Here is a 14807-nt window from a genome sequence, read left to right as displayed (position 1 = left end):
TACATCTAAATTATTATTATTATTGGCTTCTATTTTGGGAACTTTCTGTTATAATGAACCTGTTGAATGATTTGACCACAAGGAGAAACATTTATGATTAACGACTGTCATCTGCATACTGCATTTTCCGGTGATTCAGATACGCCTGTGCGCAGGCAGATAGAAAAGGCCATGGAACTTGGCATGAAGGAAATCTGCATCACGGACCACCATGATTATGATTCGGGGTTCTGTGACACGGATTTTAACCTGGACATCCCCTCTTACCTCTCTGCCATGAAGGCATTCCAGGCTGAATATGAGGGGCGTATCCGTATTAATATAGGGGTGGAGCTTGGGCTTCAGAACCATTTGGATGGATATCTCCATGAGTTTATCCGTGAACACGGCTCCAGCTTTGATTTCATCATTGGCTCCAGCCACTTTGTTTCCGGCATGGATCCCTATGAACTAAGCTACTGGGAGCATTACGGCGAGGAGCGCGGTCTGGAGGAATTTTTCAAGGTATCCTTAGAGCGCGCCAGGAACCTATATGATGTGTTTGATTCCTTTGGGCACCTGGATTACATTGTCCGCTACGCGCCTCACCAGAACGCTTCCTATTCTTATGAGCGCTTCAGCCAGTGGATTGACCCCATCCTCATGGAGCTTATCGAACATGGCAAAGGGCTGGAGTGCAATACCGGGGGCCTCCGGTACGGCCTTGCACAGCCCAATCCCTCCCGCAGGATATTAAAGCGCTACCGGGAACTGGGCGGCGAAATCATCACCATCGGCTCAGATGCCCATACCCCGGACTATCTGGGCTACGGGTTCCAGGAATGCCGCCGCTTCCTCCTAAGGTGCGGGTTCCGCTATTATACCATGTTCCATGGACGCAAGCCTGAGTTCCTCCCATTATGAACCTTCTATTTCCTGAAAGCCCTGAACCGTATTGATTCCTATGTATTCCAGCGGCCGTCCTCTCCTGCCGGCGGCCGGGTATCCGGTTTGGGGCCGTTCCTACAGCTCCTTCATGGCAGCATCCACATCTTTTCTGAACTGTACCCATGCATCTTCATTGTCCACATAGTACTTGGGGCAAAGCTTGCCATTGATGTCATAGTGGCGGACCACGTCCTTTGACCCCAGTTTAAGTTCCCTGCACAGCCAGGCCGTCAGGTTCACCACGGATTCATAGGTTGCGTCATTAAACCTGCCTGTCTCATCCGGGTGGCAGACTTCAATGGAAATGGTATCGTCATTGCGCGGGGCATTGCCATAGGCGATTTCCGTGACCGGGATACACTGGATGACCTCCCCCTCCAGGCCCACCACAAAGTGGCTGCTGGTGGATGTACCGCTCTTCTGCGGGTCCTGGTCCGCCAGGCTGTCGAAATAATCCCTGTTGTTCTTTGCCGTGCTTCCCGGATTGGCCACATAGTGGATTACGATATTATTAATCCGTTTCCGGCTCACATCCGGCCTTGAGAAAATGTTCTTCCTGATGAATTCCTGTTTTACCCATTCCGGTACCTCCACTGACTTCAGGTCAATGGTGTAAGGCCTCTCCCAGCCCCACAGATAATAACCGCCGCCCAGGCCCGCGCCAATCCCAAGGACCAGCACAAGCAGGAGTGCGATGAAAGGAACACCTTTCCTTCTGCCACCGCTGCCCCGGGCTGCCTTTCCTGCCGGATGCGGGTAGGATTCCCCTGGCCCGTCAACCGGGGGGAGCGTGACTTCACGCGGCGCGGATTCAAGCGGCGGCGGTCCGGTCCGCTGATTCCTGGATTTGGGCGTCCTGGTTTCCGTCAGCCCTGGTTCCCGTCTCCTGCCCGCTTCCCCTGCCTGGGCCGGTCTTCCCTGCCTGGAGCGGACCTCCTCTGCTCCCCTGCCTCCTTTTGCCCTGGAACGTCCATGTCCCTGGGTTCCGGCCTGTGCCCCGCTGCCATCCGTGACATTCACACTGCTGCGCTGGCGCGGCACACGGCCCATTCCTTCATCCATACCGCCCGCGCTGCTGCGCCGTCCCGGCACACGGCCCATTCCTTCATCCATACCGCCCGCGCTGCTGCGCCGTCCTGGCATGCCGCCCGGGCCTTCATCCATACCGCCCGCGCTGCTGCGCCGCGCCGGCGTCCCGCCTGTATAGGAAGCGCCGACCGGCCTTTCCCTGGGTCTTTCCTTTCCCGAAGCAGTCCTGTTCCCCGGCTCCAGGGGTACCTGGCGGATATCTTCCATTTCCTTATTTAAATCCATATCCTTTGTATGATCTTCCCTCATCTACCGTACACCTTTCATAAGATTCCTTTTAACAATATAGCATTTTTCACATTAAATTACAATGAATGTTGCATTTCTGATTTCTTACGATAAAATGTTTAAATGGATGCAACTTTACGGAATCCTCAAACGTCTAACAGACAGAACCAAATGAAAGGAGGATGCATTGCATGGGCTTTCAGAACAATACGGCGGAGACGGAACAGATCCTCACTGATAACTATGAGCGTTATTACCGCCTTGCATATAGCTATATGCGCAATGAAGATGATGCCCTGGATGTGGTCCAGGAAAGCGCCTACCGGGCAATCAGGGACTGCAGAAAGGTCAGGAATAAAGACTACCTGTCCACATGGATTTACAGGATCGTAGTCAACACCGCCCTGGATATGCTGCGCAGGAAAAAGAAGGAAACAACCACAGAGGAACTGCCGGAGATACCGGTGGAGGACCAGTACCGGGACCTGGAGCTGCGGACTGTATTAAACCAGCTGGATGACAAGAGCAGGACCATAATCCTGCTGCGGTACTTTGAAGATTTAAAGCTGGAGGATATTGCGGATATTGTAGGCGACAACTTAAACACAGTAAAAGCCAGATTATACAGGTCCTTAAAAAAGCTCAGATTGAACCTGGAGGCAGAGCATTACAGGGAAATACCGGATAAGTCTTAGAAAGGAGCCATGTCCATGAAGCAGGAACATTTAAAACAGGACGAATCGAAACAGATTGATATGTTAAAGCAGGAATATGAACACATCCCCGTACCGGAAGAAGCCAGGCAGCGCATGAAAGCAGGCATTGCCCAGGCAAAAAAAGAACAGAAAGGCGTGATTATCATGAAATCTTTTAAGAAGACAGGCGGCGCAGCCGTTGCAGCCATGCTGACCATAACACTACTCGCCAATTTAAACCCCACCACTGCCAATGCAATGGAACAGATTCCCCTCATCGGTTCCATCGCCAAAGTGGTTACCTTCCGCACCTTTGAGGACAGCCGCGGAAACTTACAGGCAGACATAAAGGTCCCCCAGGTCACCCTGGACAATGGACAGGACACTCAGGTCCCTGCCAACAAGTCCATTGAGGATTATGCCAATGAGCTGATTGCCATGTATGAGGAGGAGGTTGCCAAGGATAACGGACAGGGGCATTATGGACTGGATTCCAGCTACAAGGTGGTCACCGACACGGACCGCTACCTGTGCATCCGGATTGACACCACCCTTACCATGGCCAGCGGCACCCAGTTTGTAAAGATATTTACCATTGATAAATCCACAGGCAATGTAATCCCCCTCAAGGAACTTCTTAAGGATAAGCCGGGTATGCTGGAGGCTGTCAGCAATAACATCAAACAGCAGATGACCGACCAGATGGCGGCTGACGACAATATCATTTATTTCTACAATTCCGAGATGCCTGAGGATGACTTCAAGGGTCTGACGGGAGACGAGAGCTACTATTTCAATGACAGGGGCGAGCTTGTGATAGCATTTGCAGAATATGAGGTGGCTCCCGGTTATATGGGGGCGGTTGATTTCACGATTCCCGCTTCGGTAACCGGAACATTTTAAATCATCAAAAGAAAAGTAAATTCTTATAAGGAAAATAAATCCTGATAAGGAAAACCCTGATAAAGCCGTGACTGTATGTGGTCACGGCTTTCTGTCATGCACTGGGTCGTATTTGAAAACAGGAATTCATATCATAATGTACGCGCATATTTTTGCTGTCCCGGTTCCATACTAACCGTGAGGTGATGAACATGATAAATAAGATTAACAACGATGAACTGCCCATCGGCTTTACCATGGAACTGGCCATGCACTCCGATGCCCTGAACCGCTTTGCCGGACTGAGCAAACCGGAACAGGAGCGGATTGTGGATGGGGCCAGGACCATTGAAAGCCGCCAGGAAATGCGCAACTATGTGGAGAACATGTTTACGAAAGGGTGATGGAACATGGATGCAGGACAGACCCAAAGACCTATGGAACCAATGGAACTTCCGGGCCGGAACAGCAGCACCTATGGAGATGGGGACATACCGGAGATTGACCTTCCGGGAGCTGATAACGCAACCCCTTCCATACCGGAAGAATGCCCCCAGCGCGGCATGCAGTCCTGATTCATCAGGGCTGTACATATACAGCACCTGTCCTTATCCCACCGGTACCATATAGAACATTTCCTCCGGTGTTGTCCCACATTCCCCTGCAGGCTTTGCAAACAGCAGGCTTTCCACCTGGTCCACATCCAGCACCCGGTCAATGGCAAACATGGTCCTGTAACGGCTGGATTCCTCTGATTCATATCCCATGCTTCCTGGTCCCAGATAAATATACGGATACATGGTCCCATTCTTCATGCGCACGCCCATGAGCCAGGGCGGCTCCGCATAAAATGTGGTTTCTTTTTCCTGTCCATTTTCATCAACCGCGGTCCCTGGTTCCAGCTGCCGGGGAAATTCATACTCCACTCCCAGGGAAATGGGGGAAATCTCCGCTTTTACCACACTTGCCCCCGTATTGCCCAGCGGCGTGTTAAGGCTGCACTCTTTCAGTTCCGGTGAACCGGACAAGGTTAAATCAAAGGTCCAGGTGCCGTCAATATCCGTCTCATACGCTGCCTTGGCCACGGTTCCCAGACCGGACAGTTCCACATGGACCGGCTTATTGATGAAGAATCCCCTTTTTTGTGTGTTGGACAGGGTAATCTGGTACTCCATGGTCCCGTCGTCCATTGTATAGTTTTCGATGAGGTTGCCGGCTTCGTCGGTCTGTACCGGGAAGCCGTCCGCTTGGATGATTTTCCCGTCCTCCCCCATGATAAAGCCATTATAGAAGCCTGCAGTGTAATTGAAGCTGTCTTCCGGGGAAGCTTCGTCGTACCCGTCCTTTCCATCAACCGTAACCTTAATTGTCCCAAAATCAGGCTGGGTTCCCACATCCACCTTATACCCCTCCACCCGGAAGGCAATATGGGTGTAATAATTGTCCGTTATACTGTCCACTGCCGTTACCGTGATTCCTTTATCCGTACAGGACCGGTTCACTATGGCTGACAGGTGCTTTTCCTGCATCTGCACCTGCTGCTGTTCAGTGACCTGCATCCCCTCGGTAAGGCTCTTGCTGCGTTTCATATAATCGGCCACCGCAGTGATGGTACCCACAGCCAGCGCCGCCACTGCCGCCGCTATCCATATCTTCCTTCCAGGATGCCTGTGTGTCCCCGGTTTCCTGCGGGACCCCCGCTGTCCACGGTCATCTCCCATCCTTCTGTCTGCAGGAAGTCTTACGACGGGGCCGACGGATTTGCTGTTTTCTGCTTCCCTGTGGATGGCTGCAAATGCAGCGTCTGCCTTTTTCTGTACAATGTGAGGGATTTCTACCTCTTCCTGCAATGTCTTTATGATATCCTTATTATTCATATCTGTTTCCTCCTCAGTTCCGGGCGGTAATCCTCTGCCAGTTTTTCCCTTCCCCTGGACAGGCGGGTCCTGACCGTGCTCTCGGCGATATCCAGGATACTGCTGATTTCGCTGATTTTAAAACCTTCCACATAGTACAGCATCATGATTAACCGGTACCGCTCACCCAGCATGTTCAGCGCTTCCTTCCATTCCGTGTCCTCATATCCATTATCCCGGGATGGAATCTCCGGCACATCTTCCATCAGACAGAACTGCTTTTTCTTCTGTATGATATCGGTGCACTTGTTGACCAGGATGCGGGTCATCCAGGTCCTGAAATATCCATCCTGCTTCAACTGTCCGATTTTTTCCCAGCATGCCAGTATGGTATCTGATATGGCGTCCGCCACATCCTCCTCATTGTATAAAACAGCCCGGGCTGTTTTGTACATGTTCTGCATCTGCTTCTGCATCAGCTTTGTAAAAGCATCCGCATCCCGCAATTTTGCTTTCTTTATTAAGTTTTCCATTGCTGTTCCTCTCTTTTCTGTACGTACAGTCACATGTTTTCCATGCTTCTATCTATTAGACTGTAAAATGCCGGAAAAAGTCCCATTTAATTTGGATATTTTTGAAAATACCCCGGAACCGGGGCCAGTGGACATGAAAACCTGAGGTTCGGACACGAACACCTGGGGTTCAGATATGAATACCTGGATTTCAGACATGAAAATACCGCCAGTCCATGAACTGACGGTCTAAAGTACGCTTAGCAGGAATGGATGCCCATACCCGCGCCGGGCGTTTCAAACGGAGGAGGAGGGATTTGAACCCTCGCGCCGGTGCTACCGACCTACTGGTGTTCGAAGCCAGACCCTTCAGCCACTTGGGTACTCCTCCAAAAAATGCCAACTACTGCATTATACACTAAATTTCGTGTTTTGTGTAGTAGCTGGCATAACTTTTTTACTCTTTTTTATAACTGGCCGGTATTACTGGTTGGCTGCTGCCGTTATATCGGTGTACTCGGCAACATTGGGAACCGGAACATCCACTGGCTGGCCGGGATCCGCAATACCCACATCGCCGTCCATGCTCATGGTCATGGTCTCGCCGTCCATGGTCATGGACATATCCATCTTAAGGCGCATCTTAATCAGATTGCCGTTTGGATCCACAACATACTCGCCCTTCATGTTATGAAGGCTCATGCTGGTTCCGTCCACCATTCCCGTAAGTCCGGTGGAGCTTAATACGGTCTGAAGGAATTCATTCATCCGGTTGTCATCAATGGTAAATCCGATTACCTTGTTCTCGCCTTCATCCCACAGGTTCATATCCTTAATGATATCCGTGGGGACATCAAAGGCATTGGCGCTGGCCATGCTCTGCTGCATCATGTCACCCATGGCCATGGGCATCTTAATCTTCTGTCCCAGCATATCCATATACATATATCCGTCCAGATAGTACATGGAATAAGTCATCTGGCTGCCATCCTGGTCGGTCATCCTGCAGTAAGCCATGTAGCGCATCAGGGCCGGCTCCGTCAGATGGTTCATCTTGACATTCATCTCCAGCCGCATGTCTGTGTCGGTAAGACCTGCATTCTCCATCATGGAACCGCCAAGCTTAATCTTGAAATCATAAAAAGCATTCATGTCCGTGATGGCATTGCTCTTCTCCTGTACCTGGTCATACAATGTCTTGGCTTCCTCTGTCTGGCCGGCATACGCGGTCATAGGGCAGAGAAGCGCTGCGCCAAGGATAACAGCCAGCAGGCGTTTCATACATTTCATAAAAAGTCCCTCCTTATATTGACAATAATTAAACTGTTATACCCATTGTAATGCAGTTTTCAGATTTTGTCTATTATAAGAAGGGTTATGTAAGAAAATGTTAATAAACAAACAAGGCTTTTATGTGCAGTATCCTATGATTGCCCAAAATACTGGTTGATTCCGGCCAGCAGGCCGTCTGCCAGCGTGTTCAGGGTTGCCTGTGAATGGTCGGATGCCTTATCCCCCAGCTCAATATCCACGGACGGGACAGTGGAATAGGAGGTCTGGGTCAGGTCCATAGCCATGGAACCGCCTGAGAAAATCTTTACCCCGGCGCCTTTCAGGCCTGCCACCAGGCTTTCCCCCAGCGCATTGTGCTGCTGCCAGTGGGATTTGACCGGCTCCATGTTCCTGTAGGACTCCACATTGGGCACGCTCATGTAAAATGCCCCCTTGTTACTGGTGGTGGAATCCCAGTGAAGGGCAATGTGGCAGTCGCTGGCATTGTTGGCAATCACGGTCCTTGCCACGTTATCCAGCTGGACGTCATCATTTTCACGTATCATCAGCACATCATAGCCTGCCGCCAGAAGCTTATCCTTCAAGATCCTGGCCATGGCAAGGGTTACCTTGCTCTCCGCCGTGCCGTCCGCAAAGGTCATGCCGCCGGACACGGCTGCCGCGGATGTGGCGCCTGCGCCAGTGGTGCCGCCTGTTACCTTGGGCGTGCCGTCGGGATGGCACAGGGTCTTCACGGATGAACCGCCCTTGGTGCCGTGGCCCGCGTTGACGCAGATTGTGATGTTCTTCCTGGTCCCTGCCTCTGAACGGTACAGGACGGCAGCCCCTGTGTTGATTTTGGAGAACTCCGCATACTTCCAGGACGGGTTCAGCGTCACTTCCCCGCTGTCCACACACACGCCGCCAGCCGGTGCAGCCGGTGTCTCCGGCACGTCCGTGGTAATAAATGCAGATGATATGTAGGCCGGGGTACCGTTGTAATCAATCCTGGTCCATTCACTTCCCTTTCCGGTACGTGTAAGCCTGGTGCCGGAACTGGCGTATGTCACGATGTTGGCATCGCTGCCCGTGTCGCAGGATGAGCGCAGACGGACGCTTCCCCCATCCTCTGTCTTGACATATACATCGTCCTTCACGGACTCAAATTCAGGCATGGGGGCGGTTGTAAGCCCGGTCTCCACACGGATGGTTTCAGCTGACGGCCCTCCGGTCCGGTCATCCTGGCCGTCCGGCGTCCCCTGGCCATCCCGTGTTCCCGGATTGTCCGGTGTCCCGCTGTCCGGTTCCACCTGGAGGCCCTGGCCGGACCCGCTCCCGCTGTCCGCCTGGTCCAAAAGGGAGGCTTCCGCCTGCTGCCTCAGTTCACTGCTTGACGCATAGCTGCCGCAGCCTGTCAGCGCCAGGCTGCCTGCCATGATTCCTGCCAGGGCCGCGGCCCCATATCTTTTTATCTGCAATCTCATAAAATCGTACCTCCGCCCGCCACATAGTCCCCGTCATAGAACACCACGGCCTGTCCCGGCGTGGCTGCCCTGACCGGTTCATGGAACCTGCACTCCACCAAACCACGGCCAATCTCACGGATGGTGCACGGGGAACCCTTGTGGCTGTATCTGATTTTGGCAGTGACCTCCATGGATTCCCCATGCAGGCCGTCTATTGCCATCCAGTTCAGTTTATCGCAGCAGAGGACATTTGTAAATACATCTTTCCCTTCCCCGATAACCACCTCATTGGTCTCAGGCCGTATCTCCACCACGAACACGGGATGTCCCATGGACAGGTTCAGCCCTTTCCTCTGGCCTATGGTGTAATGGGAAATTCCCTTGTGTTTTCCAAGCACATTGCCCTCCAGGTCGACAAAATTCCCTTCAGGGACCTGCATCCCTGTATAGGCTTCTATGAAGCGGGCATGGTCGTGGTCCGGAATGAAACAGATTTCCTGGCTGTCCGGCTTGTGGGCCACCTGCAGGCCTATGTCCTCCGCCATCCTGCGGATCTCGTCCTTGTGGTAGCTTCCCACAGGCATCAGCGTTCGGGCCAGCTGCTCCTGGGTCAGGTTATACAGTGCATAGGTCTGGTCCTTTTGTGCTGTCACCGAGGTCTTAAGGGCATATCTTCCGCTTGGAAGCTGGCAGATCTGCGCATAATGCCCGGTTGCGATGTAATCCGCCCCGATTGCCATGCTGCGGCGCAGCAGCGATTCCCACTTCACATAGCGGTTACAGGCAATACACGGGTTGGGGGTCCTTCCAGCCACGTATTCGCCCACAAAATAGTCCATCACGTTCGTCCGGAACTCTTCCTTAAAATTCATTACATAATAAGGGATACCGAGGTCCATGGCAACCCTGCGGGCATCATCCACAGCGCTTAAGCCGCAGCAACCCCCTTCTGCCTCCTGGACATCCGTATCCTCATCCTGCCATATCTGCATGGTCACGCCAATGACATCGTATCCCTGCTGTTTTAAAAGCCAGGCAGCCACGGAGGAGTCAACTCCTCCGGACATGCCTACTACAACCTTCTTACTCAATAGTCTTCCTCTTCTTCCTCTTCCTCAATATTATCCTTGGGCTTCTCCAGTCCTTCAATGGTAATACCGTTTTTCTGTGCATAATCCCAGAGGGCGGCGTGGATGGCCTCCTCTGCCAGTAATGAACAGTGTACCTTAACAGGCGGCAGTCCGTCAAGTGCTTCCATCACTGCTTTGTTGGTCACTGCCATGGCTTCCTGTACGGATTTGCCTTTCACAAGCTCGGTTGCCATGCTGCTGGTGGCAACGGCAGCGCCGCAGCCAAAGGTCTTAAACTTTACATCCCTTATGATCTGGTTCTCGTCAATGTCCAGATAAATCCTCATGATATCGCCGCATTTGGGATTGCCTACGGTTCCCATGCCGCTGGGGTTCTCTAATTCACCCACATTCCTTGGGTGCTCAAAATGGTCCATTACTTTATCGGTGTACATCTGTTTTCCTCCTGATGGATTTCTGTCTTAATTTTGTTTGTTGTGTTTGTTATGCTTCATATAGTCTTCGTATAAGGGCGACATGCTGCGCAGGTAAGCCACTACTTCCTTAATCTGCTCCACCACGTAATCCATTTCTTCCTTTGTGTTTTCCTCGCTCAGCGTCAGGCGCAGGGAACCATGGGCAATCTCATGGGGCAGGCCGATGGCCAGCAGCACATGGGACGGGTCCAGGGAACCTGACGTACAGGCAGAACCGCTGGAACCGCAGATTCCGGCCATGTCCAGTTTAATCAAAAGTGATTCGCCCTCAATGAACTGGAAGGCAAAGTTCACATTATTAGGAAGGCGGCTGGTGCGTGAGCCGTTGATCCTGGTAAACGGCACCTCGTCCATGACCCGGTCCATCAGGTAATCCCTGAGTTCCGTTTCCTTCTTTGTGCGCTCTTCCATATTATTCATGGCAATCTCAACCGCTTTGCCGTAGCCCACGATGCCAGGGACATTTTCCGTGCCCGCGCGGCGCTTGCGCTCCTGTGCGCCGCCGTGTATAAAGGAGCGGATCTTCACGCCTGTGCGGATATAGAGGAATCCGATTCCCTTTGGCCCGTTTAACTTATGGCCGCTGGAGCTGAGCATGTCAATATTATATTCATCCACCTGGATGGGCACATGGGCAAAGGCCTGTACCGCATCTGTGTGGAAAAGGATGCCGTGTTCTTTTGCGATTGCGCCGATTTCCTTAATCGGCTCAATGGTCCCGATCTCATTGTTGGCAAACATGATGGAAATCAGGATGGTGTCCGGCCGGATTGCCTTCTTAAGTTCGTCCAGCTTGACCACTCCGTTCTCATCCACATCCAGATAGGTGACCTCGTATCCCCTCTTCTCCAGATACTGGCAGGTGTGGAGGATTGCATGGTGTTCAATCTTGGTGGTGATGATATGTTTTCCCTTTGAAGCATAGGCTTCCGCAGTTGCTGTCAGGGCCCAGTTATCGGACTCGCTGCCGCCTGCCGTAAAATATATTTCATTGGTCTTTGCCCCCAATGCCCGGGCAATGGTCTCCCTTGCATGGTTCACCGCTTTCTTACTCTCTGTGGAAAAATCATAGACCGAGGAAGGATTGCCATAAAACTCCGTGAAATACGGGAGCATGGCCTCAACCACTTCCGGCCTTGTCTTGGTGGTGGCCGCATTATCAAGATAAATCAACTGTTTCATATTAAAAATCCGCCTTTCTGTAGTCCTAAAGTTAAAAGCTTCATCTACGCTTCCTACTATATCATAGTATTCCTACAATTTCAATAGGAATACTTATATTTTGTCTGGTACTGTTATTATATGCAAAACAGTGACAATATCCACCCCGGATGCCCTATTCCGGACCGTCCGTATCCGCCACGCAGAACAGGCCGTATCTGTCCCCATTCTTATAACAGAACATCATTGCCTTTCCATAACACCCTGTATAGGTATAGGATACGTCCCTGGGAGGAAGGATATACACCTCATATCCGTCTCCAGGGCTTGCCAGCTTCCTGCCGTCATTGTCATAGAACCCAGTGACCTGCCAGCCTTTGTGATACCAGCCGGTGAAAGAGCTGTCCGCCTTCTTTACACGGACATTCACATCCGGCAGAAGGGGCACCTCTATCATATCCCCGCCAATGTCCCGCTGAAGGTAGAAATTACTCGTCCCACTGTTTTTATCTCCATCCGGGTCATCGTAGGCAGCGGGGGTTACAAGTCTTCCCCGCCGGTCCATGTATCCGGTCTTTCCCTCCAGCTCCACCTTTGCATAGCCGCCGTTAAAGTCATAGACATGATCATATATGGCAGGAGCGATTTCATTTCCCTTCGCATCCACGAACCCGAAACGGCCGTCCTTCATGACGGTAATGACACCATCCTCCCCCAGCGCGCTGACCCAGTCATATTGGATTGGGATCCGCGGTTTTCCATTGGTGTCAATCAGGCCGTATCTGCCGTCTTTGATGACCACTGCCAGCCCATTCTGGAAATTGGATGCAAAATCATAGGACAGTGGAATGACCTCACGGCCGTTCCTGTCCACATATCCCCATTTCCCATCCTTTGAAACCGACCCCCGGCCATAGCAGAATAAAAATGCGGCGTCGTATCCAAAGGGCACCATCTCCCTTCCCTCCAGGTCGATGTAGCCGTATCTGCCATCCAGACAGGCCGCGGCAATCCGGCCGCTGACGCTTCCAATCCAGTCATAGACCGGCTCCGTCACTTCCCTGCCAAGAGGGTCCATCAGGGCATATCCCGCCCCTTTGCTGACACTGTAATACCCGTCCGAAAGATTGCTTATGGATTGGTACTGGTAAGGGACCTGGGTTCCTTCCCTGTAATTGACAAATCCGTATATGGTCCTGTAATCCCCTTTCCCTTCGCCTGTCTTTATATTGGCTCCGGTAAGCGCAATGTCATCATGACCGGTAAACAGATGGGTGTGCTCAATGGGCACCGCAATGCCGCCGTTCCTGTCAATCACGCCTCTTTTGCCATCCAGCCTGACTGCGGCATATCCGTTTTCAAACGGGGATACCTGGTCATAGATCACAGGGATGATTTCTCGGCCGGATGCATCTATGAAACCGTATTTCCCATCCTTCTTAACGTCTGACAGCCCTTCGCTGAACCGGCCTGCGTTTTCATATTGTATGTCCGTGACACGGTTTCCTTCAAAATCAGCGTATCCATACAGACCGTCCCGCTCCAGTATGACCAGTCCTCCTGAATATGACACCGGATTGTCGGTCAGTACCGGGTCCGTGATTATGTGGAAACGCGGGTCATGGTCCTTGTAAATGTAAATCTCCCCTTCCACCGTCCCCTGGTAATCCCCATACCGGTTCCCCTGCCCGGCGGCCGGATGGCTGCTGTCATTATAGATACCGGATGTCACTAATATCCCTGCTGCGGCAACCAGTTCCAATCCCGCAAGCCAAAAAAACACAAACAGAAGTTTTCTCATCTGCCTGTCCCCCTGTCCCCAAACATGACATGACAAATACAATTAGGAGCGTACACGGCGCAGCCCCTGACTGCAGGCAGTGTACACTCCTATGATAAACCCGATGTATCCGGACGGTCAATACCGCGGATACCAAAAAACATGCCCGCCTTAATACCAGTATGGCTCCCAGTCCTTTACCAGCCTCACCAGGGCTTCCATGTAAAAATAATCCCCCCATGTGTTGCATTCATCCACGCCCCGGTTGGAACAGGGATTGCCCGCGCTGTCCCTGGCATAGGTGCCATGGAGGAGCAGGCCGTTGGACTCCTTCCTGCTCTTTACCGCGCACCTGCTGCAGAGGGCCTTTACCAGGCGTCTGGCCATATCCGTATAATAGGACGCCTCCTGTCCTTCCATGTATTTTGCCATCTCAAGCATTCCACAGGCGGCAATGGCCGCGGAGGAGGAATCCCTTGGTTCCCCACTGGGGTCGTCAAAGTCAAAGTCCCAGTACGGGATCAGGTCCGAGGGCAGGTGTTCCAGGAAATAATCAGTCACATCCCGGAACATTTCCATATATCTCGGGTCGTGTTCCACGCGGTAACTGAGTGCGCAGCCGTAAATCCCCCATGCCTGTCCCCGGCTCCAGGCAGAGCCGTCCCGGTTGCCCTGATGGGTCACGCCCTTTAAGGGTTTCCCTGTATCAGGGTCAAAGAAATACGTGTGATAGGTGGAACGGTCCGGGCGGATGACGCAGCCCACGGCCGTCCGTATATGGGCGATTGCCTTTTCCCGGTAAACCATGTCCCCGGTGACCTCGCTGGCCCAGAATAACAGGGGCATGTTCAGCAGGCAGTCAATGATCAGCCTGTAATTGTCCCTGGCTCCCAGTTCCCCCCACGCCTGGAAGAACTGTCCCTTTTCCTGGAAACGCTCCAGCAGGTTATCCGCCGCCAGCAGGGCTGCCTTTTTTGCTGTCCTGCTGCCTGTCAGACGGCAGGCTGCCACGCAGGACGGGGTGTATAAAAAGCCCATGTCGTGATTGTCCGTGTCTATTCTTTTTTCAATCCTGTCCAGGAAGGATTCCACCTGGACGGCTCCGGCTTCCCTGAATACCTGCTCCCCGGTCATCTCGTAGGCCAGCCATATTTCCCCGGTCCAGAACCCTGTGGTCCACTCCCGGTTATCACCTGGCTGGTAAAATCCTCCTTCGCTGTTGGAGTATGGAAAGCGGTCCGTAAATCGGTCCAGGTTCCCCCTCACCAGGTCCACTGCCTTTGCAAGGTACTCCCCGGCCTCCTGATTGCTTATGGTCTTATATGTCAGTAAACTGGATTTTGTCTGCATAATCGCTCCTCATCATGATCCT

At 52.3% G+C, this 14807-nt stretch carries 15 protein-coding genes and 1 tRNA gene; 5 read left to right on the top strand and 11 right to left on the bottom strand.

From position 1 onward, the window contains the following. Nucleotides 1-93 precede the first annotated feature (93 nt). On the top strand, nt 94-903 hold the full coding sequence (locus MCJ35_RS04675; protein WP_025482731.1) for a histidinol-phosphatase HisJ family protein: 810 nt from the start codon (nt 94-96) through the stop codon (nt 901-903). Between the two features lie 99 nt (nt 904-1002). Here MCJ35_RS04675 and MCJ35_RS04670 read toward each other — a convergent pair whose 3' ends face one another. After that, the gene (locus tag MCJ35_RS04670; protein WP_240299374.1) at nt 1003-2265 is read right to left on the bottom strand and encodes a peptidoglycan recognition protein family protein; all 1263 of its coding nucleotides are present in this window, start codon (nt 2263-2265) and stop codon (nt 1003-1005) included. Between the two features lie 170 nt (nt 2266-2435). On the opposite strand from MCJ35_RS04670, the gene MCJ35_RS04665 reads away from it, so the two are divergent. The 4 genes from MCJ35_RS04665 to MCJ35_RS04650 all read left to right on the top strand — a co-directional run bounded on the left by MCJ35_RS04665 (nt 2436) and on the right by MCJ35_RS04650 (nt 4396). Further along, on the top strand, nt 2436-2939 hold the full coding sequence (locus tag MCJ35_RS04665; protein WP_025482736.1) for an RNA polymerase sigma factor: 504 nt from the start codon (nt 2436-2438) through the stop codon (nt 2937-2939). A 15-nt stretch (nt 2940-2954) separates the two neighbouring features. Then, nucleotides 2955-3842 carry an anti-sigma-V factor RsiV gene (gene rsiV, locus MCJ35_RS04660; RefSeq protein ID WP_034576136.1) on the top strand — a complete coding sequence of 296 codons (888 nt, stop codon included), beginning with the start codon at nt 2955-2957 and terminating at the stop codon, nt 3840-3842. A gap of 191 nt (nt 3843-4033) precedes the next feature. Then, nucleotides 4034-4225 carry a hypothetical protein gene (locus tag MCJ35_RS04655; RefSeq protein WP_008722637.1) on the top strand — a complete coding sequence of 64 codons (192 nt, stop codon included), beginning with the start codon at nt 4034-4036 and terminating at the stop codon, nt 4223-4225. A 6-nt stretch (nt 4226-4231) separates the two neighbouring features. After that, a complete protein-coding gene (locus MCJ35_RS04650; RefSeq protein WP_165443117.1) occupies nt 4232-4396 on the top strand; it encodes a hypothetical protein in 165 nt (54 codons plus the stop codon). Between the two features lie 33 nt (nt 4397-4429). Here MCJ35_RS04650 and MCJ35_RS04645 read toward each other — a convergent pair whose 3' ends face one another. From MCJ35_RS04645 to MCJ35_RS04600, 10 genes are all read right to left on the bottom strand, one after another. Next, nucleotides 4430-5698, bottom strand: a complete 1269-nt coding sequence (locus MCJ35_RS04645; protein WP_025482739.1) for a DUF4179 domain-containing protein — start codon at nt 5696-5698, stop codon at nt 4430-4432. Then, nucleotides 5695-6210: an RNA polymerase sigma factor gene (locus MCJ35_RS04640; protein ID WP_025482741.1), complete on the bottom strand. Its 516-nt coding sequence runs from the start codon at nt 6208-6210 to the stop codon at nt 5695-5697. The genes MCJ35_RS04645 and MCJ35_RS04640 overlap by 4 nt, the downstream gene beginning before the upstream one ends. Nucleotides 6211-6491: 281 nt before the next feature. Beyond that, nucleotides 6492-6580 (bottom strand) — tRNA-Ser (locus MCJ35_RS04635). A 92-nt stretch (nt 6581-6672) separates the two neighbouring features. Next, on the bottom strand, nt 6673-7479 hold the full coding sequence (locus MCJ35_RS04630) for a DUF6612 family protein (RefSeq protein WP_008722631.1): 807 nt from the start codon (nt 7477-7479) through the stop codon (nt 6673-6675). A gap of 134 nt (nt 7480-7613) precedes the next feature. Then, the gene (locus MCJ35_RS04625; protein WP_488473310.1) at nt 7614-8636 is read right to left on the bottom strand and encodes an N-acetylmuramoyl-L-alanine amidase; all 1023 of its coding nucleotides are present in this window, start codon (nt 8634-8636) and stop codon (nt 7614-7616) included. A gap of 305 nt (nt 8637-8941) precedes the next feature. Beyond that, entirely contained in the window at nt 8942-10018 is a 1077-nt protein-coding gene (gene mnmA, locus MCJ35_RS04620; RefSeq protein WP_008722628.1) for a tRNA 2-thiouridine(34) synthase MnmA, read from the bottom strand. Then, entirely contained in the window at nt 10015-10452 is a 438-nt protein-coding gene (gene nifU, locus MCJ35_RS04615) for a Fe-S cluster assembly scaffold protein NifU (protein ID WP_008722626.1), read from the bottom strand. Before nifU ends, mnmA begins: the two co-directional genes overlap by 4 nt. 27 nt (nt 10453-10479) lie before the next feature. After that, complete coding sequence (gene nifS / locus MCJ35_RS04610) at nt 10480-11676, bottom strand: cysteine desulfurase NifS (protein WP_008722624.1); 1197 nt, start codon at nt 11674-11676, stop codon at nt 10480-10482. 154 nt (nt 11677-11830) lie between these two features. Continuing rightward, nucleotides 11831-13456 carry a WG repeat-containing protein gene (locus MCJ35_RS04605; RefSeq protein ID WP_025482744.1) on the bottom strand — a complete coding sequence of 542 codons (1626 nt, stop codon included), beginning with the start codon at nt 13454-13456 and terminating at the stop codon, nt 11831-11833. A 150-nt stretch (nt 13457-13606) separates the two neighbouring features. Further along, nucleotides 13607-14785 (bottom strand): glycoside hydrolase family 88 protein, encoded by a 1179-nt coding sequence (locus MCJ35_RS04600; protein ID WP_025482745.1) that lies wholly within the window; start codon nt 14783-14785, stop codon nt 13607-13609. Nucleotides 14786-14807 lie beyond the last annotated feature (22 nt).

Source organism: Enterocloster sp. OA13 (assembly GCF_022440595.1).
In the GTDB taxonomy this organism is placed as follows: Bacteria; Bacillota; Clostridia; order Lachnospirales; family Lachnospiraceae; genus Enterocloster; species Enterocloster hominis.
This window is presented reverse-complemented; position numbering and strand designations above follow the sequence as displayed.

Bases quoted from the DNA above. Each gene is read 5' to 3' on its own strand.
- MCJ35_RS04670 (WP_240299374.1), bottom strand. From the start codon at position 2,265: ATGAGGGAAGATCATACAAAGGATATGGATTTAAATAAGGAAATGGAA.
- MCJ35_RS04650 (WP_165443117.1), top strand. From the start codon at position 4,232: ATGGATGCAGGACAGACCCAAAGACCTATGGAACCAATGGAACTTCCG.
- MCJ35_RS04600 (WP_025482745.1), bottom strand. From the start codon at position 14,785: ATGCAGACAAAATCCAGTTTACTGACATATAAGACCATAAGCAATCAG.
- MCJ35_RS04605 (WP_025482744.1), bottom strand. From the start codon at position 13,456: ATGAGAAAACTTCTGTTTGTGTTTTTTTGGCTTGCGGGATTGGAACTG.
- MCJ35_RS04675 (WP_025482731.1), top strand. From the start codon at position 94: ATGATTAACGACTGTCATCTGCATACTGCATTTTCCGGTGATTCAGAT.
- MCJ35_RS04645 (WP_025482739.1), bottom strand. From the start codon at position 5,698: ATGAATAATAAGGATATCATAAAGACATTGCAGGAAGAGGTAGAAATC.
- MCJ35_RS04655 (WP_008722637.1), top strand. From the start codon at position 4,034: ATGATAAATAAGATTAACAACGATGAACTGCCCATCGGCTTTACCATG.
- nifS (WP_008722624.1), bottom strand. From the start codon at position 11,676: ATGAAACAGTTGATTTATCTTGATAATGCGGCCACCACCAAGACAAGG.
- MCJ35_RS04640 (WP_025482741.1), bottom strand. From the start codon at position 6,210: ATGGAAAACTTAATAAAGAAAGCAAAATTGCGGGATGCGGATGCTTTT.
- MCJ35_RS04630 (WP_008722631.1), bottom strand. From the start codon at position 7,479: ATGAAATGTATGAAACGCCTGCTGGCTGTTATCCTTGGCGCAGCGCTT.
- MCJ35_RS04625 (WP_488473310.1), bottom strand. From the start codon at position 8,636: ATGCCTGAATTTGAGTCCGTGAAGGACGATGTATATGTCAAGACAGAG.
- nifU (WP_008722626.1), bottom strand. From the start codon at position 10,452: ATGTACACCGATAAAGTAATGGACCATTTTGAGCACCCAAGGAATGTG.
- rsiV (WP_034576136.1), top strand. From the start codon at position 2,955: ATGAAGCAGGAACATTTAAAACAGGACGAATCGAAACAGATTGATATG.
- MCJ35_RS04665 (WP_025482736.1), top strand. From the start codon at position 2,436: ATGGGCTTTCAGAACAATACGGCGGAGACGGAACAGATCCTCACTGAT.